We start from the raw sequence: 17,456 nt of genomic DNA on the forward strand, positions 1-17,456 counted from the left end.
CGTTGAAGTTCAGTTGTCGATCTTTACAAAGATCTGCTGTAAAGTTGTAAAGTCCACACAGGAGTGAGATTTCATGGCCAAGGATCGTCCCGTCTATATGGGACCGCGACTGCGGCGGCTGCGGCGCGAGCTGGGCCTGACGCAGGCGGATATGGCGGCTGACCTGGACATATCCGCCTCCTATGTCGCGCTGTTGGAACGCAACCAGCGGCCGCTGACCGCCGACATGCTGTTGCGCCTCGCCCGCACCTACAAGCTGGACATGGCCGAAGTGGCGGGCGACGGCGGCGCGGAACAGACCGCGCGATTGCACGCGGTCCTCAAAGACCCGATGTTCGCCGATATCGACCTGCCAAGCCTTGCGACCGGGGACGTCGCGGTCAATTATCCCGGCATCACCGAAGCATTGCTGCGCCTCTACACCAGCTATCGCGAGGAACATCTGGCGCTGGCCGATCGCGGCGCGGGGTCCGAACCTGTCGAGGATGCGGCCGATCCCGTCGCCGAATCCCGCCGCTTCCTCGCCGCCAGGCGCAACAGCTTCCCCCTGCTGGACGACGCGGCCGAGAAGCTGGCGGCGCAGGCAGAAGCCGAAGGCGGCCTCACCGCCTGGCTGAAATTGCACCACAATCTGCGCGTTCGCCGCCTCCCCTCCGATGTCATGTCCGGCTCGATGCGCCGGCTCGATCGCCATCGCGACGCGGTGCTGCTGGACGATACGCTCGACGGCGCGAGTTCCGCCTTTCAGCTGGCGCTCCAGATCGCCTATGTGGAAATGCGCAAACTCTTCGACGCGATCCTGAAGGACGGCCAGTTCGCCGGGACAAGCGGCCAGCGCCTCGCCCGCCGCGCATTGGCCAGCTATGGCGCGGCCGCGATCCTGATGCCCTATACCGCCTTCGCCAAGGCGGTGGAGGCGCGCCGTTATGATGTGGAAGCGCTCGCCCGCCAGTTCGGCACCAGCTTCGAACAGACCGCCCATCGCCTCACCACCCTGCAAAAGCCGGGGCAGGAGCGCGTCCCCTTCTTCTTCCTGCGCGTCGATCCGGCCGGGAACGTCTCCAAGCGGCTCGATGGCGCGGGCTTCCCCTTCGCCCGCCATGGCGGCTCCTGCCCGCTCTGGTCGGTGCATCGCGTGTTCGAAACCCCGCGCGAAGTCGTGACGCAATGGCTGGAACTGCCGGACGGCCAGCGCTTCTTCTCGATCGCGCGGACGGTGACGGCGGGCGGCGGCGGGTGGGGGGTGCCCCGCGTGGACCGCGCCATCGCGCTGTGTTGCGCGGCCGACCACGCCCATCGCCTGATCTATACCCAGGACGCCCCGCCGCTCGAACCAACCCCGATCGGCGTCACCTGTCGCCTTTGTCACCGCGCCCAGTGCATGGCCCGATCCGCCCCGCCGATCGGCCGCGACATGCTGCCCGACGATTATCGCCGCACCCGCGCGCCTTTCGGCTTTGCTGATGGTTAACGGCTTTTTAGGCCGCACGCGCGACACAGGGCCATGACCGCCACCCCACCCCGGATCGCCGCGACGCTCATCATGCGCAACGAAGCGCGCTGCATCCGCCGCTGCCTCGACAGCGTCCGGCCTTTTGTCGACGCCATGATCGTGCTCGACACTGGATCGACCGACGAGAGCGTCGCCATCGCGCAGGCATGCGGCGCGCAGGTCCATCACCTGCCCTGGCCCGACGATTTTGCCGCCGCGCGCAACCATGTGCTGGCGCTGGCGGATGCGGACTGGAACCTGGTGATTGACGCCGACGAATGGATCGCGTCCGGCGGCGAGGCGCTACGCGGCTGGTGCGACGGTCCGCGGCGGCTGGGCGCGCTCTGCATCCGCAGCAGCTTTGACTTGCCCCAACCGTCCGCTGCGCCCGCGCCCGCGACCCGCAGCTGGATCGCCCGGCTGCTGCCGCGCGGCGTCCGCTATGCCGGGCGCATCCATGAACAGCCCCTATCGGACCTGCCGGTCGAGCGGATCGACCTGCTGATCGACCATGACGGCTATCAGGATGCGCAGGCGGCGGGCAAGCGCGACCGCAACACCCCGATGCTGCTCGCCGAACGTGCGGCTGACCCGGACAATCCCTATATCCTCTACCAATTGGGCAAGGAGGCGGAGTCCGCCAGAGACTATCCCCAAGCCGCGATCTGGTACGCACAGGCCGCCGCCCTGATCCCCCACGACGCGCCCTGGACCCACGCCCTGCTTATCCGCCGGCTCCATTGCCTGGGCCAGTCGGGCGCGGCGGATGACGCCATGGCCATCGCAGGCGAACAAATCGCCATCTGGCAAGACTCACCCGACTTCTTCTTCGTGCTGGGGAATCTGGCGATGGACCGCGCAATCGCCGATCCCGCCCATGCACTGGACGAATGGCTCCCTCTCGCGGCGACTGCCTGGGAACGCTGCCTGGCGATCGGCGAGCGGCCGGACCTGGAGGGATCGGTGGAAGGACGCGGCAGTCATCTCGCCCGGCATAATCTGGACGTGCTGCGCCAACAGCTCGCGCTGCTGAGCGGCGGCTGATTATTCCTCGATCAGGTCCAGATAGGCGACCACATCATTATCGGTCGCCAGATACAGCCCGTCCTGCACATCTTCCGGCTGCTGCTCCGCCACGCGCATCGCTTCGCTGAAAGGTCCATACAGGATCGTCATGGCCGCGCCATCGTCACCCAGATGATAAAGGCGGACGGTGGCGCTGTCATAGGTGGTTCGCATGACGCCGTCCTACCACGACGCCGCGCCCAAGTCAGCGCCGATCCTTGACCTTCATCGACGGCGCCAGCTGGTTCGCGCCGATCCGCACCGCGTCATCGGTAAAATTAGCGACGAAGGTCGAATTACGATCGACGCCGGGCACGAAACCGGCCTTGTTGCCTTCGATCACCAGCCCCGCGCTGCTATGTTCGCGGCCTTCGGGCGCCACGGTGATGAAGGCGGACCAGTTATCTTTGTCCTTACCCTGCACCATCTCGTTGCCCGTGATCGTGCCGGTCGCGCCATTGGACAGGTCGATCATATAGTTGGTCAGATGCCCGGCGCTGTCGTCGAAGCTGTTGCCGCTGATGGTGACGCGGGCGGTCCGGGTTTTGAGATAATGGCCGCCATCGCCCTGGTCGAACCGGCTGTTGGTGACGGTCAGGCTGGCAAGCCGGCCGATATAGATGCCGTGCGCGCAATCCAGATCGCGGTCGCAGCGGCCGAGCTTGCGGAAGGTCGATTTGTCGATGACCACCTGCCCACCGTCATAATCGCCAGTCAGGATGCCTTCCTCGCTGTTGCGGAACAGGCTGTTGCGCACGGTCAGGCTGCCGCTTTCCAGCCGAATGCCCGCACCGTTGCCGTCAGGCACGCGCATATTCTGGAAGATGATGCCATCGACCGTGCTGGCCCGGCCCCGCAGGACGAACCCACCCTTACCCTCGCATACCACGCCGTCGAAAATCACCGTGCCCGGCGTCGCCGCGCGGATGGTGACGTCGCCGCCCTGCTGCACCGCGCATTGGCGATAGGTGCCCGGCGCCACCACCACGGTCCCGCGCCCGTCGCCGATCTCGCCCAGCGCATCGGCGAGCCGCGCATAGGCGCGGCCGCTTTCCGCGACGGTAAAGGGCGCGCCGCCGCCCTGGGCAAAGGCGGTGGCGGTGATGGCTGCGGACAGCAGTAGAGTCGTGGACAGGATACGCATGACGACAGCCCTACATCGCCTGCCCCCATGCGCCAACGCACGGATAGGGTTAACGAAAAACCGCCCCATCGCGGGACGGAAGCGGTTCTTCGGGTTAACGTCTGCCTCGAAAGCGCTTTTCCGGCTCTCACCCCCACCCGACCTCCCACAGAATGTATCCTGAATGGGAGGTCGGGTGGGGGTGAGGGCTGGTGCGGCAACCGAAATGCGCTCTTTCGCGCATTTCGAGACAGGATTTTAACGCTCCGTCATTCCCACTTGGCGGTCGCCTTCTGCGTCTTCTGGTTCCAGAAAATCTGGATCTTGCTGATCGTGCAAAGGTCGAAATTGGTCCAATAGGCTTCGTCGCCGTCCGTGAAGATGACCTTCAGGTCGTAATTGCAGATGGCGTTCTTGGCCTTGAAGGTGATCGGCACCGAGTGCGCGTCCTCCAGCACCTCGTCCTCCATCACATCCTCGCCCCACGCTTTCGACTTGGCGGGCGAGACATAGACTTCGGCGATGTCATAGCCGGTCTTGTTGAACAGCGTGAAGTCTTGGTCGCCAGCGACGGCAGGCACGGCAAAGGACAGGGCGCAGGCGCCCAGAATAACAGCAATCGCTTTCATGAATATTCCCCCCGATCCGGCAGGTTACCGGTTCGGCGCGGACATAATCATATTCCGGTCGACAAGAATAGATGGATTCCGATGTACTTAACCCAAATTATGGAAATCCCGCCGGCCTCTGTCTCATCCCGGGAAAAGGTCGATCCGCTCCGCATCCGGCAACACCGCATCGATCAGCAGCGAGCGATGGCAACCTGACGGATCGCGTTCGAAGCAGAGCAAGGCCGTGGGCGTTTGCGCCGCCATATCCTTCAACTGTTCGGCCTGTACGATCGCGTCGGGCAGGTCGAGTTGTCCGGCGTAGATGGTGGCCAGCCGCGCATGCTGCCCCTTGCGCGCGGCCTCCCGTCCCTCCGGCGGCGTGCCCAGCGCCTTGAGGCCCACATAGTCGATCCCCGCTTCGCGCAGCCCGGCAGCGAGGATATTCTTCGAAAAGCCCGGCCGCCGCGACAGCGGCACGGCGCGCACATCGGCCAGCAGGCGCACACCGGGCGCCTGCAACGCGGCGATCAATTCGGGCTGGGTCGCGCCTTCATAGCCGATGGTGAAGATTTTCATGGACAGGAGATAGGGTGCAGGTGGCTATTCACAACATCCGTTCGCCCTGAGCCTGTCGACGGACTTCCCTTCTTACACCGGCCCCTGGCAGAAAGGGGCTTCGACAGGCCCAGCCCGAACGGAACACTCAATCCAGATTCGGCCGTAAATAGCGTTCCGCCGTTTCCAGGTCGATGCCGCGACGCACCGCATAATCCTCCAACTGGTCGCGCCCGACCCGCGCCACGCCGAAATATTCCGCCTGGGCATGACCGAAGTAAAAGCCGCTGACCGCCGCCGTCGGCAGCATCGCGAAACTCTCCGTCAGCGTCGCGCCGGTGGCATGATGCGCGTCAAGCATGTCGAACAATATCGGCTTCAAACTATGTTCCGGGCAGGCGGGATAACCGGGTGCCGGGCGGATGCCGCGATATTGTTCCTTGATGAGCGCATCGTTGGTCAGCTGCTCGCCCTCGGCATAGCCCCACAATGCGGTGCGGACATAATGGTGCAACCGCTCGGCAAAGGCTTCGGCCAGACGGTCGGCGAGCGCCTTCAATAGGATGTCCGAATAGTCATCGATCGCATTCTTGAAGCGCGCCAGATGCGGTTCGATGCCGTGGATCGACACGGCGAAACCGCCGATCCAGTCGCCATCATGGCTGATGAAGTCAGCGAGGCACATGTTCGCGCGCCCTTCGCGCTTCTGGATCTGCTGGCGCAGCATCGGCAGGGTGACGTGCTTTTCATCCTCGACATGGACGATGATGTCGTCGCCCTCGCGGCGGCACGGCCACAGGCCCGCCACGCCGCGCGCGGTCAGCCATTTGACGTTGACGATCTTGTCCAGCATCGCCTGCGCGTCCGCAAACAGGCTGGACGCGCTTTCGCCCACGACCTCGTCGGTCAGGATCGCGGGATAATTGCCCGCCAGTTCCCACGCGCGGAAGAAGGGCGTCCAGTCGATATAGGGGACCAGGTCCGCCAGATCCCAGTTGGGGAAGCGATGGACGCCGGGCAGGCGCGGACGCGGCGCCTTCAGGCTCTCGTCAATCTCGAAGCCGTTGGCGCGCGCATCCTCGATGCTGACCAGTGCGCTTTGCCCCTTGTTCGCGCGGGCGACGCGGACATGTTCATAATCATCCTTGGTCTTGGCGACGAAGGCGTCCTTCTGCGTGTCGGAGACGAGCGCCGTCGCCACGCCCACCGCGCGGCTCGCGTCCAGCACATGGATGACCGGGCCAGTAAAGGCCGGATCGATGCGCAGCGCTGTATGCACGCGCGATGTCGTCGCCCCGCCGATCAGCAGCGGCATCGTCATGTTCGCCCGCTGCATCTCCTGCGCCACCGTCACCATCTCGTCCAGCGAGGGGGTGATAAGGCCCGACAGGCCGATCATGTCGGCGTCATGATCGTTCGCGGCCTTGATGATGTCCTGCCACGGCACCATCACGCCCATATCGACCACGTCGAAGCCGTTGCATTGCAGTACGACGCCGACGATATTCTTGCCGATGTCATGCACGTCGCCCTTGACCGTGGCCATGATGATCTTGCCCTTGCCCTTGGCGCCCGGTTCCTTGGCGGCCTCGATATAGGGCAGCAGATGGGCGACCGCCTTCTTCATGACGCGGGCCGATTTCACCACCTGCGGCAGGAACATCTTGCCTGCGCCGAACAGGTCGCCGACGACGTTCATGCCGTCCATCAACGGCCCTTCGATCACCTGGATGGGCTTTTCGGCGGACAGGCGGCACTCCTCCGTATCCTCCACCACATACATGTCGATGCCCTTAACCAGCGCATGTTCCAGCCGCTTGGCGACCGGCCAGCCACGCCATTCCTGCGCCGCCTTTTCGACCGCCGCATCCTTGCCGCGATAGCTTTCGGCCAGCGTCACCAGGCGATCGCCCGCTTCGGGATCGCTGTTCAGCAGCACATCCTCGCACGCCTTGCGCAGCGCAGGGTCGATCGTGTCATAGACATCAAGCTGGCCCGCATTGACGATCGCCATGTCGAGGCCGGCGGGGATGGCGTGGTACAGGAATACGCTGTGCATCGCCCGGCGCACCGGTTCGTTGCCGCGGAAGGAGAAGGAGAAGTTCGACAGCCCGCCCGAAATATGGACATGGGGGCAGCGCTGCTTGATCTCCTTGCATGCCTCAATGAAATCGACGCCGTAGTTGTTGTGCTCCTCGATCCCCGTCGCGACGGCAAAGATATTGGGGTCGAAGATGATGTCCTCTGGCGGAAAGCCGATCGTCATCAGCAGTTTGTAGGCGCGCTCGCAAATCTCGACTTTTCTGGCCTGCGTGTCCGCCTGCCCCGTCTCGTCGAACGCCATGATAACCGCGGCGGCGCCATAGGCCATGCATTTGCGCGCATGGAAAAGGAACGCTTCCTCGCCCTCCTTCATGCTGATCGAATTGACGATCGGCTTGCCGGATACGCATTTCAGCCCCGCCTCGATCACCTCCCATTTGGAGCTGTCGATCATCACCGGCACGCGGCTGATGTCCGGCTCCGACGTCATAAGTTTCAGGAAGGTCGTCATCGCCTCGACCGCGTCGAGCAGCCCTTCGTCCATGTTCACGTCAACGATCTGCGCGCCATTCTCCACCTGCTCGCGCGCGATGTCGATGGCGGCGGCATAGTCGCCCGCCATGATGAGCTTCTTGAACTTGGCGGAGCCGGTGACGTTGGTGCGTTCGCCGATATTGACGAAGGTGGCGGTCGATTTCTGGGTCATTTTCTAAGATCCGTTCGCTTCGAGCGAAGTCGAGAAGCATTCGCGCCCGTGTCTCGACTACGCTCGACACGAACGGCGGTTGGGTTCAGGCCGCGATATGCATCGGTTCCAACCCGGCAAGCCGGGTCACGACCGGCAATTCCGGCACAACGCGCGGCTTATGTCCGCTAAGCGCCTTGGCCACCGCGCCGATATGCTCCGGCGTCGTCCCGCAACAGCCGCCCACCATATTGACCAGCCCTTCGTCCACCCAGTCGCGGATCAGCCGCGCCGTGGTTTCGGGCAGTTCGTCATATTGCCCCAGCTCGTTGGGCAGCCCCGCATTGGGATAGGCCAGGATCAGCGTGTCGGCATTTTTCGACAATTCCGCCAGATAAGGCCGCAGCAGATCCGCGCCGAATGCGCAATTCACGCCGATGGTCAGCGGCTTCAAATGCCGCAGCGAATACCAGAAGGCGTTGATCGTATGGCCCGACAGGTTGCGCCCCGACATGTCGGTGATGGTGAAGCTCAGCATCAGCGGCACGGACCGGCCGGATGCTGCTTCCGCCTCTCGCGCGGCCATGCCCGCCGCCTTGGCGTTGAGCGTATCGAAACAGGTTTCCACCAGCAGGAAATCGACCCCGCCCGCGATCAGCGCCTCGCACTGTTCGCGATAATCGGCTTTCAGCGTATCATAGTCGACCTCGCGATAGGCAGGATCGTTGACGTCGGGCGAGATCGACAGCGTCTTGTTCGTGGGACCAATCGAACCGCACACGAAGCGCGGCTTGCCGTCCTTCGCGGTAGCCTTCTCGCACGCGCTGCGCGCCAGCCGGGCTGCCGCAATATTGATGTCCCACACCAGATGTTCGCAGCCATAATCGGCCATCGCAATCTTGGTGGAGCTGAACGTGTTCGTCTCGATCATGTCCGCGCCCGCAGCCAGATAGGCGGCGTGGATGCCCTCGACGATGTCCGGCCGGGTCAGGCAGAGCAGGTCGTTATTGCCCTTCTGGTCCTTGGCTAGGTCCAGATCGCCGCGATAATCGGCTTCGGTCAGCCGGTGTTTCTGGATCGACGTGCCGTATCCGCCGTCGAAGATCAGGATCTTGTCCGCCGCCAGGGCGCGTAATTGTGCTTCAGCGTTCATGCCGCTTCCTCCGATTGGGCGATAGTCGGCTTGGCCCGAAGTCCAAGCAGATGGCAGATCGCAAAGCTGAGTTCCGCCCGGTTGAGCGTGTAGAAATGAAAGTCGCGCACGCCGCCTGTATAGAGGCTGCGGCACAGTTCCGCCGCGATCGTCGCCGACACCAGTTGGCGCGAGGCGGGATGATCGTCTAGCCCTTCGAACAGCCGCGCCATCCAACTCGGCACATTGGTGTTGCACATGGCGGCCATGCGCTGGGTCGCGGCGAAATTGCTGACCGGCATGATGCCCGGCACGATGTCGGCCGTGATGCCCGCCGCCGCCGTCTTGTCCAGGAAGCGGAAATAGGCCTCGGGCGAAAAGAAGAATTGGGTGATCGCGCGGGTCGCCCCGGCGTCCAGCTTGCGCTTCAAATTATCGAGGTCGCTCTGCGCGCTCGCCGCTTCGGGATGCACCTCGGGATAGGCGGACACCGAAATCTCGAACGGATGAAGCTGCATCAGCCCTTCGACCAGCTCGGCCGCGCCCTTATACCCGTCCGGATGCGGCTCGAACGTACCGCCCACTTCGGGCGGATCGCCGCGCAGCGCGACGATATGGCGCACGCCCGCCTCCCAATAGGCGTCGGCGATCTCGCCAATCTCCGCCTTGCTCGCGCCAACGCAGGTCAGGTGTGCGGCGGCGGCCAGCGGCGTGTCCTTGGCGATGCGGGCTACCGTATTATGCGTGCGTTCGCGCGTGGAGCCGCCCGCGCCATAGGTGACGGACACGAATTTGGGCGCCAGCGGCGTCAACGTCTCGATCGCCGACCACAGCTGCGCTTCCATCTTCTCCGTCTTGGGCGGGAAAAATTCGAAACTCACCTGGGCGTCGCCGGCCAGGTCCGCGTAAAGCGGTGCTGCGGGATCATTCAGGGTCATGCGGAAATCCGTCCTTCGATGGGCAGGACATTGGCGTTCCGGCGCCGTCCCAGCCACAGTTGCACCGTCAGTTCCTGGCCAGGCAATGTCTCCACCCGCTCCAGCACCAGGCCCGCCTGCGCGAACCAGCTTTCGATCTGCTCGTCGGAAAAGCCGAGGCGCGCATGCTGATCGCGTAGCCGCAGCTCTTCCCGTTCATGGCCTGCGAAATCGGCGATCAGCACCCGGCCGTTCGGTGCCGTGACGCGCGCGGCTTCGGCGATCACCAATTCGGGCACCTGCGCATAATGGAGCACCTGATGCAGCACCACCGTATCGGCGCTGCCCGACTCCAGCGGCAGGGCGGTGAAATCGCCCAGCAACAGCGCATATTTGTCGCCCGCATCCTGCGGCAGCTTGGCGCGGGCCAGCCGCAGCATGTCCGGGCTGCGATCCAGAGCGGTCACCGCATCCGCGGCATCGCCCAGCAATTCGATCATCCGGCCAGTGCCGGTGCCGATGTCAAGCAGATGGCCGATCGGTTCGCGGCCCAGCAGCGCGGTCATCGCCGCCTCCACTTCGGCCTCGGCGACATGGAGCGACCGGATCGCATCCCATTCCTCGGCATGTTCGGCGAAATAGGCTTCAGCCGCGCGCGCCCGGTCGGCGCGCACGGCGGCCAACCGCGCCAGGTCCGCCGCCTGCCACAGCGCTTCGCTGTCGGACGGCTCCAGCCGATCGAACAGGGTCAGGAACGGGGCCACCACCCGCGCCTTGCCCAGGCGCAAAAACACCCAATTGCCTTCTTTGCGCCGCTCCACCAGCCCCGCTTCGGCCAGGATGCGGACATGGCGCGACACGCGCGGCTGGCTTTGCCCCACGACCTGCGCAATCTCCCCCACCGCCAGCTCCATCGCCCGCAGCAGGTGGATGATGCGCAAGCGCGTCGGATCGCCCAATGCCCGGAAAATATCGAGTGCCGCTTGCATGAAAGCATCATATAAAGAAATCTTTATATACGTCAATGCAGTCGTTTGATTGGGCATTGTGGCGGCCGCTTTTGCGGTCTACCGCCATGAAAGGGCTGGGCTTCGACCTTTCTCTCGCATGAATGGGATTGCCTTGCCGTGGCCAACGCATTACGAATCGGCGCGCAGGCGCAATGGGGGGTGAGCTTTTCTCCGAGAGTGGTCTGCATTTTGTTTTTCTCAGAGAGGGGTTTGTGCCCATGACCAAGTCGATTGCTCTTTCGCTCGTTCTCGCTGCTTCGCTCGGCCTGGCCGCTTGCTCGGGCGGCACCGAAAACGCCGCCAACAACGCCGCCAATTCGGCCGAGAACGCGTCGAACGCCGCCGACAACGCCATGAACGCTGCGCTGAACGCCGCCGATAACGCCGCGAACGCCGCGTCGAACACGACCAACAACGTCGCCAACGCGATGTAATCAGGTCCCGTTCGGGTCTTGAATGAATAAGGGGGTCGCACCGGTAACGGCGCGACCCTTTTCTTTGGAGCGCTGCCGATGATCCGCATTATCTTCCCCCTGGCCGCCGCACTTGCGCTGGCTGGCTGCGGTTCCGGGTCGCAGGATGGTGTCGGCGGCGTCAGCGCGGGCGAGGCCAAGGCGCTCAATGAAGCCGCGGCTCAATTGGACGCGCGGACCGGCGCCGCGCAAAGCGCCGACCCCGGCCTCAATCCCGCCGCCGTCGCGGCCGCGCGCGCAGACCGAAACCGCACCCCACCGCCGCCACAGCCGGTCCCCTGACATGCGAAAAGGCCGCCCTTTGCAGGACGGCCCTTCCGATTATCCGTGCATCAGCACTTTAGCAGTTGCGATCGATCGCCCGGCCGGCCAGCGCCCCCACGCCCGCGCCGATGATCGCGCCCGTGGTGCCATCACCACGACGGCCATAGCGGCCCGAACCCCGGCCGACTTCATTGCCCAACAGGCCACCGGCGATCGCGCCGATGATCGTGCCGCCCGTGCCATTATCCCGGCAGCGATAGCCGCCCCGATAGCCGCCGCGATAGCTGTTGCGATAATAGCCGTCGCCGCGATAACCGCGATTATAGCCGCGATAGCGATCGCCGCGGTCATAGCCGCGATAGCCTCGATCATATCCACCGCGATCATAACCGCCGCGATAATAATCGCCACGATCATAGCCGCGCGAATAATGATCGCGCGCCATCGCCGGCGTGGCGGTCATAGCCGTCAGCGACGCAGCGCCCAATGCCAAAGCGGCTCCCATCTTTACAAGAAATTGCATCTTCATGGCGTTGCTCCTCAATTACCATCCTCTTGGGCGGTCGCATGAAAAACACGGGATTGCCCTTCGATTGACGTCCTTATGCCTGAGTCGGTTTGAGCCGAGCCTGAATAAGGGTGACAGCCCCCGTTCAGATGCGCACGGCCCGTCACAGCCCTGCTGCGCCCTACCGGATTATGCCCTATGGCAGGCGCGATGCAGCGAATCCTGATCGTCCTTGCCCTTGCCGTCCTGCTGCTGCCGGCCCCGCATATGAGCAAGCCGGAAGCGGTGACGGCCGGCGCGCTGCTGGTGACCGCGCGGCCCTTGCCGCTCAGCAGCGTCGATCCGGCGCTGGATCATGCAGGATCGCTCGCCTACCTGGGCGGCTGGGAGTTGAAGAGCGCCAATCCCGGCTTTGGCGGCCTCTCGGCGCTGCTGGTATCACCCGCGGGCGACCTGCTGGGCCTCAGCGATTCCGGCATATTGATGGGCTTTCATGTCGGTCCCGGCGCAGGCGAAGGCCACCCGTTCATCGCGCCGCTGCCAATCCGCGCGCAGGATCGCCGTCGCCCCTGGTGGGCCTGGGATTCAGAATCGATGACCCGCGATCCCGCGACGGGCCGCTATTGGGTTGGGTTCGAACTACAGCAGGCGATCTGCCGTTATGCGCCCGGCTTCGCGCGGGTGGAGGCGTGCCGGACCTGGCCTGAAATCACCGCCTGGCCAAAGACCGGATCGATCGAATCGCTCGCCCGCCTGCCCGACGGCCGCTTCCTGGCGATCGGCGAGATGGGGATGACGGCCGACGGACGGCACGACACGTTATTGTTTGCAGGCGATCCGGCGGAAAAGGACACGCCCGCCCCCATCCACCTGCGCTACACCCCGCCACGCGGCTATCGCCCGACCGACGCGGTCGCGCTGGACGCCCGCCACCTGCTCGTCCTTAACCGCCGTCTGACGATGGAGCAGTTGTTCACCGCCACCATCGCGATCGTGGACCTACCCGAAAAGCTGGAGCCGGTCACGGAGTTGAAAGCCCGCACCCTTGCCCGGCTGGCGCCCCCACTTCTGGCCGATAATTTTGAAGGGATCGCGGTCAGCCAGGAAGGCGGCCGCCCGGTCATCTGGATCGTGTCCGACGACAATCACGAATTCTTCCAGCGCACGCTGCTGCTGAAATTCGGGCTGACATTGTCCCCCCTCCCGCAGGCGGGAGGGGGCTAGGGGGTGGGCGCTGCGCTGCGACAGCCCACCCCGCTGCGACTATGGCCTGCCATGCAGACCAAGTCTCGCTACCCCTCCCGCAGGTGGGAGGGGTCACGCAAAAAAGCGGCCCGGTGAGGGGCCGCTCCTTATGCCGAAACGAATCGGAAGAAATCAGGCTGCGACGGCAGCCTTCTTCTTGACGATGTCGCGCTTGAGGCGACGGGCCTTGAGCGACAGCTTGTCGTCGCTGGTCTTGACCAGCCAGTTGTCCAGGCCGCCATTATGTTCGACCGAACGCAGACCATGGGTCGACACGCGCAGCTTGACGCTGGTTTCCAGGGCTTCGGAGATCAGCGACACGTTCTGCAGGTTCGGCAGGAACACGCGCTTGGTCTTGTTATTGGCGTGGGAAACATTGTGACCCACCTGGCGACCCTTGCCGGTCAGCTCGCAAATGCGCGACATAGTCAATCAACCTTTGAATTCGGGTTCGTTCGGAAAGCCGCGCCGATAAACAGATTCGTGGCCAGCGTCAACCACGCCGTAAATTTGCTCTGCCGGTTTTAGCTGCAGATCGTGGCGCTTGCGCAACCATTTTGCCCACCCCCGCGTTCTTTCCTCCAATTGGATACAGGAGGAATATATGCGTTTCATTGGCGGACTGTTGCTGATCGCGCTTATCGTGGTCGGCGTGGGGATAGCAACCGGATTCATCGACCTCCAGAAAACCGCCGAGGGCCGCCTGCCTGAAATCGCGGTCAAGGAAGGCGCGCTGCCCAAATATGAGGCGAACGTCGCGAAGGTCGAAGTCGGCACCCGCAACGAGACGGTCGAAGTGCCCACCGTCGCGGTGAAGAAGCCCTGATACTTCCGCAAAGCGCAACGATCCTGTAACGGCGGGGCTATGGTCCCGCCCTTCCCGCTCCCCGCCCCCATGCGCCGCGCGCTCGACCTCGCCCATGCAGCACAGGCGGCAGGCGAAGTGCCGATCGGCGCGGTCGTAACGAAGGACGGCGCGATCATCGGCGAGGGCCAGAATCGCAATCGCCGCGACCATGATCCCACCGCCCATGCCGAAATGGTCGCCATGCGGGCGGCGGCCATCCATCTGAACGACTACCGCCTGACTGGCTGCGACCTGTGGGTTACATTGGAGCCCTGCCCGATGTGCGCGGGCGCGATCTCCCACGCCCGCATCGCCCGGCTCTATTATGCCGTCAGCGATCCCAAGGGCGGCGCGATTGAACAAGGTCCACGCCTTTTCGCCCAGCCGCAATGCCTGCACCGGCCGGATGTCTATGCCGGCCTGGCCGAAGCCGAAGCCTCAGCGCTGCTGCGGGATTTTTTCGCCGCTCGGCGCTAAAGCATTTTGAAGCTGGCCGACTCTTCCCGGCCAACGGCTCTGAAAATGCGGCAACAACGAATCAAAACCTTTCAAGGTTTTGAATAATCGATCCTGTAGAGCTGATAGGGCAAAGTCATGCCCGTCTTAAGTGGCACCGGCGCCAGCCAACCCGGTATCGTGCCCCGCATCAGCCCGGCATAAAAGCCTTTCGGACTGCGCGACTGATAGATCGTGCCTTCCGGGAAATTGGGACAGACCAGCAGATAGGTCGCGTGATGCTTCGCCGCGATCGGGCGGAAGGCGTCGGCCGACCCGTCATAGGCATGGTGCATGTCCAATATCGTCGCCCCGTTGCGATGATAGGGACCGGCCAGCGCGCTATGATGGGTCGTGGCGATCAGGCGCGGGCCGATATCGACCATGGTGAAGATCGTCGCGGGCGGCAACTGGTCCAGCACCTCCAGCGCTGGCAGAGTCCGGCAACGCCCGTTCGCTTTCTTTATCGCATCGTTACGCGCAACCGCGGATGGCCGCCACGGCTTGGGCTTCGTATCCGTAGCTTCCTGATAAAGCTTCACCACCTGCGGATAAAGCGGATAGACGCAGGCGATCGCCGCCAGCAACGCCACCCCTGCCCCCGCCCCTGTCCGCACCCGGCGCGATCCTGTCAGGATCATTGCGATCAGCCGGTGCGCGGCCCAGGCGGCAGGCGGGATCGCCAGCAATTGCGCCGCCGGCCCGGCGCGCAACTGCCAGAACAGCAGAGCGGTGGAAAACACCATCATCAGGCCGACCGTCGCCCAAGCCCAGAGCCGCTCGCTGTCGCGCCGCGCATCCCACAACGCCCAGACCAGCCCGATCAACCCCGCCAGCGGGATCGCCAGCAACGGCACCACCATGCTCTGCGCCTGCGCCGTGATCGGCTTGGCCTCACGGATATTGGCCAGCCACAGCCGCTCCAGCTCCGGCGAAATCTGATAGGGCGACAGGCATTGCGGCCAGTTCATGTAGAAGAAGACGGCAACCGCCCCGCCCACGACCGCGCCCGCCGCCAGCCGCACCGCCCAGCCGCGCAGCGGCGCCAGCGCCAGCAGCACCATGCCCGCCGACGCCGCGCCAAATACCGCCACCCAGATGGGCGAGAGCGCATCGCACACCATTTCCCGGTTGGCATAGCTGGCGAACAGCAGATAGCAGAGCGACGTCGCGCCCCCCAGACTCAGCGCATAGGGCAGCATCCGCCGCTCCGCCCCCGGCCGGAACACCCATCGCAGCGCGATCAGACCGCCACCCGCCGCCAGATAGACGATCATCTCCATGCCGATCGCGATCGACAGCGCGCTGCTGACCCCCGCCATCACCCCGCCGCGCAGCCGGTTGGTGTCGATCACGCCTGCCAGCATCGTCACCGCCAGCGCCAGTTGCCAGCCATGATGGTCGATCCGCATCGGCGCATACATGCCCAGCCCCATCTGCGCAGCCAGCGGCGCCAGCACCGCCAGCAGCCAGCCGTTCGGTCCCGCCAGCCGCCGCCCGATAAAGCCCAGGCTCAGCATCAGCAGCAGCAGCGGCAGCAACGGCGCGATGCCGCAGGCCAGCCGATCGGCCAGCCCCTGGTCGACAAAGGCGCGGAAGAACAGCATCAGGCCCGCGATCGGCAGATCGACCAACCGGGACCAGTGGATGTTCGCGCCGCCCGGCGGATCGAGCCGATATTGGCGCAGGTCATACCAGCCTTGACCCGCCAGCCAGTCCTTCACCTGCACATAACGGATATTGTCGTCGGTATCGCTCAGCACCAGCCAGTGGATCGCGGGCCAGCGGGTCGCGACGAACGTGACCGCGATCGCAATCCAGATCAGAAGGGTCAGCCATTTCCAGTGCCGCTGCGCGTAGGCGGTCAGGATCGCCGTCCAGTAAAGAGCGCGGGCGCGCAGGGTATCGCGACTATGCAAGGTCATGGCTGTGGATTAGAGGCTGCGCGTCAAAGCGCAACGGGAAGCCCATGAAAATCCTGTCACGATATTATGCAGAGCATGGCGCCTTGTTCTGGCAGATCGTCCGCTATGGCCTGACCGGCCTGTTCGTCACCGCCTGCCAGGCGGCGATCTACTGGAGCCTCGCGGCACTGGCCGGGCTGCATCCCCAGGCCGCCAATCTGATCGGTTATCTCGCCGCGGTCGCGATCGGCTATGTCAGCCACAGCCTCTTCACCTTCCGCGGCCATGGCGGCGAGGCGAGCCACGCCGCGCGCGGCGCGAAGTTCGTGGCCGTGTCGCTCATCAGCTATGCGCTCAACGCGCTCTGGGTCTATCTGTGCGTCACCCATATGCGCTGGCCCGCATGGTCGCCCATCCCGGCGATGATCTTCGTCACGCCGGCGGTGATGTTCGGGCTGAACCGGCAATGGGTGTTCAAGTAGCTAACGAAGCGGCGGCCAAAGGCGCATGGCGTGGACCAGCGTCAATATCCAAACTGTGTCGCCATCCACTTCATAGACCAGAGGGTAACTGGGGTGCGGCGTGAGTTCCCGCGTGCCCGGCACCGCGCCGTCATGGCCAAGCATGGGGTAATCCGCCAGCCGCGCCACAGCGACGCTGAACTGCGCGTCCATCCGCATGGCAGCAGCCGGATCAAGCGCCACCAAATAGTCCCAGATGTCCGATCTGTCCTGCCGCGCCTCCGGCGTCCAACGGACGATCACCCCTGATCGGCAACCCGCGCGCGGCGTGCTGCAAATTCCGCCTCGATTGCGTCATGCGAATGCCCCTGCCCGCCCAGGACAGACCGCCGCGCGGCCGCAACCTTTTGTGCCAGAAAGTCTGCATGGTCGCGCGCCTGACGCTGCCGATCAACAAAGTCCCGCATCAGTTCACGTATAAGCTGCGATGCCGGGCGATGCAGCGCATCGGCCTCCGCCATGAAATCATCGCGGAGGTCGGATTCCAATTTCATCGTAAAGACTGCGGCTTTGACCATGTCATCTCCGGGGATAGTGACAATGTATATACGTTGTCACTATCCCCG

Annotated in this window: 21 protein-coding genes; 8 read left to right on the forward strand and 13 right to left on the reverse strand. The window is 64.1% G+C overall.

The genetic code is table 11. The annotated features are described in order from the left end of the window. Nucleotides 1-73 precede the first annotated feature (73 nt). Together CEQ44_RS18615 and CEQ44_RS18620 are read left to right on the forward strand one after the other, a co-directional pair. The gene (locus CEQ44_RS18615; protein WP_088183307.1) at nt 74-1,471 is read left to right on the forward strand and encodes a short-chain fatty acyl-CoA regulator family protein; all 1,398 of its coding nucleotides are present in this window, start codon (nt 74-76) and stop codon (nt 1,469-1,471) included. A 33-nt stretch (nt 1,472-1,504) separates the two neighbouring features. After that, the gene (locus CEQ44_RS18620) at nt 1,505-2,536 is read left to right on the forward strand and encodes a glycosyltransferase family 2 protein (protein WP_088183308.1); all 1,032 of its coding nucleotides are present in this window, start codon (nt 1,505-1,507) and stop codon (nt 2,534-2,536) included. Here the strand turns inward: CEQ44_RS18620 and CEQ44_RS18625 are convergent, their stop codons facing one another. From CEQ44_RS18625 to CEQ44_RS18660, 8 genes are all read right to left on the reverse strand, one after another. Next, nucleotides 2,537-2,731 carry a hypothetical protein gene (locus CEQ44_RS18625; RefSeq protein ID WP_088183309.1) on the reverse strand — a complete coding sequence of 65 codons (195 nt, stop codon included), beginning with the start codon at nt 2,729-2,731 and terminating at the stop codon, nt 2,537-2,539. Between the two features lie 31 nt (nt 2,732-2,762). Next, on the reverse strand, nt 2,763-3,701 hold the full coding sequence (locus tag CEQ44_RS18630; protein WP_088183310.1) for a right-handed parallel beta-helix repeat-containing protein: 939 nt from the start codon (nt 3,699-3,701) through the stop codon (nt 2,763-2,765). Nucleotides 3,702-3,949: 248 nt separating this feature from the next. After that, nucleotides 3,950-4,309, reverse strand: a complete 360-nt coding sequence (locus CEQ44_RS18635) for an argininosuccinate lyase (RefSeq protein ID WP_088183311.1) — start codon at nt 4,307-4,309, stop codon at nt 3,950-3,952. A 123-nt stretch (nt 4,310-4,432) separates the two neighbouring features. Continuing rightward, nucleotides 4,433-4,867: a DUF488 family protein gene (locus CEQ44_RS18640; RefSeq protein ID WP_088183312.1), complete on the reverse strand. Its 435-nt coding sequence runs from the start codon at nt 4,865-4,867 to the stop codon at nt 4,433-4,435. Between the two features lie 127 nt (nt 4,868-4,994). Further along, entirely contained in the window at nt 4,995-7,595 is a 2,601-nt protein-coding gene (gene metH, locus CEQ44_RS18645; protein ID WP_088183313.1) for a methionine synthase, read from the reverse strand. An 85-nt stretch (nt 7,596-7,680) separates the two neighbouring features. After that, nucleotides 7,681-8,727, reverse strand: a complete 1,047-nt coding sequence (locus tag CEQ44_RS18650; protein WP_088183314.1) for a homocysteine S-methyltransferase family protein — start codon at nt 8,725-8,727, stop codon at nt 7,681-7,683. Beyond that, nucleotides 8,724-9,644, reverse strand: coding sequence for a methylenetetrahydrofolate reductase (gene metF / locus CEQ44_RS18655; protein WP_088183315.1), 921 nt, complete (start codon nt 9,642-9,644; stop codon nt 8,724-8,726). The genes CEQ44_RS18650 and metF overlap by 4 nt, the downstream gene beginning before the upstream one ends. Beyond that, entirely contained in the window at nt 9,641-10,612 is a 972-nt protein-coding gene (locus tag CEQ44_RS18660) for a metalloregulator ArsR/SmtB family transcription factor (RefSeq protein WP_088183316.1), read from the reverse strand. Before CEQ44_RS18660 ends, metF begins: the two co-directional genes overlap by 4 nt. Before the next feature lie 239 nt (nt 10,613-10,851). On the opposite strand from CEQ44_RS18660, the gene CEQ44_RS18665 reads away from it, so the two are divergent. Next, entirely contained in the window at nt 10,852-11,067 is a 216-nt protein-coding gene (locus tag CEQ44_RS18665; RefSeq protein WP_088183317.1) for a circumsporozoite protein, read from the forward strand. 78 nt (nt 11,068-11,145) lie between these two features. Then, nucleotides 11,146-11,388, forward strand: coding sequence for a hypothetical protein (locus CEQ44_RS18670; protein WP_088183318.1), 243 nt, complete (start codon nt 11,146-11,148; stop codon nt 11,386-11,388). A 58-nt stretch (nt 11,389-11,446) separates the two neighbouring features. Here the strand turns inward: CEQ44_RS18670 and CEQ44_RS18675 are convergent, their stop codons facing one another. After that, complete coding sequence (locus CEQ44_RS18675) at nt 11,447-11,899, reverse strand: glycine zipper 2TM domain-containing protein (protein WP_088183319.1); 453 nt, start codon at nt 11,897-11,899, stop codon at nt 11,447-11,449. A gap of 189 nt (nt 11,900-12,088) precedes the next feature. Between CEQ44_RS18675 and CEQ44_RS18680 the strand changes: the two genes are divergently transcribed. After that, nucleotides 12,089-13,102 carry an esterase-like activity of phytase family protein gene (locus tag CEQ44_RS18680; RefSeq protein ID WP_088183360.1) on the forward strand — a complete coding sequence of 338 codons (1,014 nt, stop codon included), beginning with the start codon at nt 12,089-12,091 and terminating at the stop codon, nt 13,100-13,102. A gap of 153 nt (nt 13,103-13,255) precedes the next feature. On the opposite strand, the gene rpmB is transcribed toward CEQ44_RS18680, so the two are convergent. Continuing rightward, entirely contained in the window at nt 13,256-13,549 is a 294-nt protein-coding gene (rpmB, locus tag CEQ44_RS18685; RefSeq protein ID WP_088183320.1) for a 50S ribosomal protein L28, read from the reverse strand. A 178-nt stretch (nt 13,550-13,727) separates the two neighbouring features. Here rpmB and CEQ44_RS18690 point away from each other — a divergent pair, with 178 nt between their 5' ends. Together CEQ44_RS18690 and CEQ44_RS18695 are read left to right on the forward strand one after the other, a co-directional pair. After that, on the forward strand, nt 13,728-13,949 hold the full coding sequence (locus tag CEQ44_RS18690) for a hypothetical protein (RefSeq protein WP_088183321.1): 222 nt from the start codon (nt 13,728-13,730) through the stop codon (nt 13,947-13,949). Between the two features lie 39 nt (nt 13,950-13,988). Further along, complete coding sequence (locus CEQ44_RS18695; protein ID WP_088183322.1) at nt 13,989-14,447, forward strand: nucleoside deaminase; 459 nt, start codon at nt 13,989-13,991, stop codon at nt 14,445-14,447. A 71-nt stretch (nt 14,448-14,518) separates the two neighbouring features. Here CEQ44_RS18695 and CEQ44_RS18700 read toward each other — a convergent pair whose 3' ends face one another. Further along, nucleotides 14,519-16,390: a hypothetical protein gene (locus CEQ44_RS18700; RefSeq protein ID WP_088183323.1), complete on the reverse strand. Its 1,872-nt coding sequence runs from the start codon at nt 16,388-16,390 to the stop codon at nt 14,519-14,521. A gap of 44 nt (nt 16,391-16,434) precedes the next feature. Between CEQ44_RS18700 and CEQ44_RS18705 the strand changes: the two genes are divergently transcribed. After that, nucleotides 16,435-16,851: a GtrA family protein gene (locus tag CEQ44_RS18705; protein ID WP_088183324.1), complete on the forward strand. Its 417-nt coding sequence runs from the start codon at nt 16,435-16,437 to the stop codon at nt 16,849-16,851. On the opposite strand, the gene CEQ44_RS18710 is transcribed toward CEQ44_RS18705, so the two are convergent. Further along, nucleotides 16,852-17,133, reverse strand: coding sequence for a type II toxin-antitoxin system RelE/ParE family toxin (locus CEQ44_RS18710; protein WP_088183325.1), 282 nt, complete (start codon nt 17,131-17,133; stop codon nt 16,852-16,854). After that, complete coding sequence (locus CEQ44_RS18715; RefSeq protein WP_254913645.1) at nt 17,130-17,384, reverse strand: antitoxin of toxin-antitoxin stability system; 255 nt, start codon at nt 17,382-17,384, stop codon at nt 17,130-17,132. The genes CEQ44_RS18710 and CEQ44_RS18715 overlap by 4 nt, the downstream gene beginning before the upstream one ends. Between the last annotated feature and the right edge of the window lie 72 nt (nt 17,385-17,456).

Source organism: Sphingobium sp. Z007, from assembly GCF_900013425.1.
Lineage (GTDB): Bacteria > Pseudomonadota > Alphaproteobacteria > Sphingomonadales > Sphingomonadaceae > Sphingobium.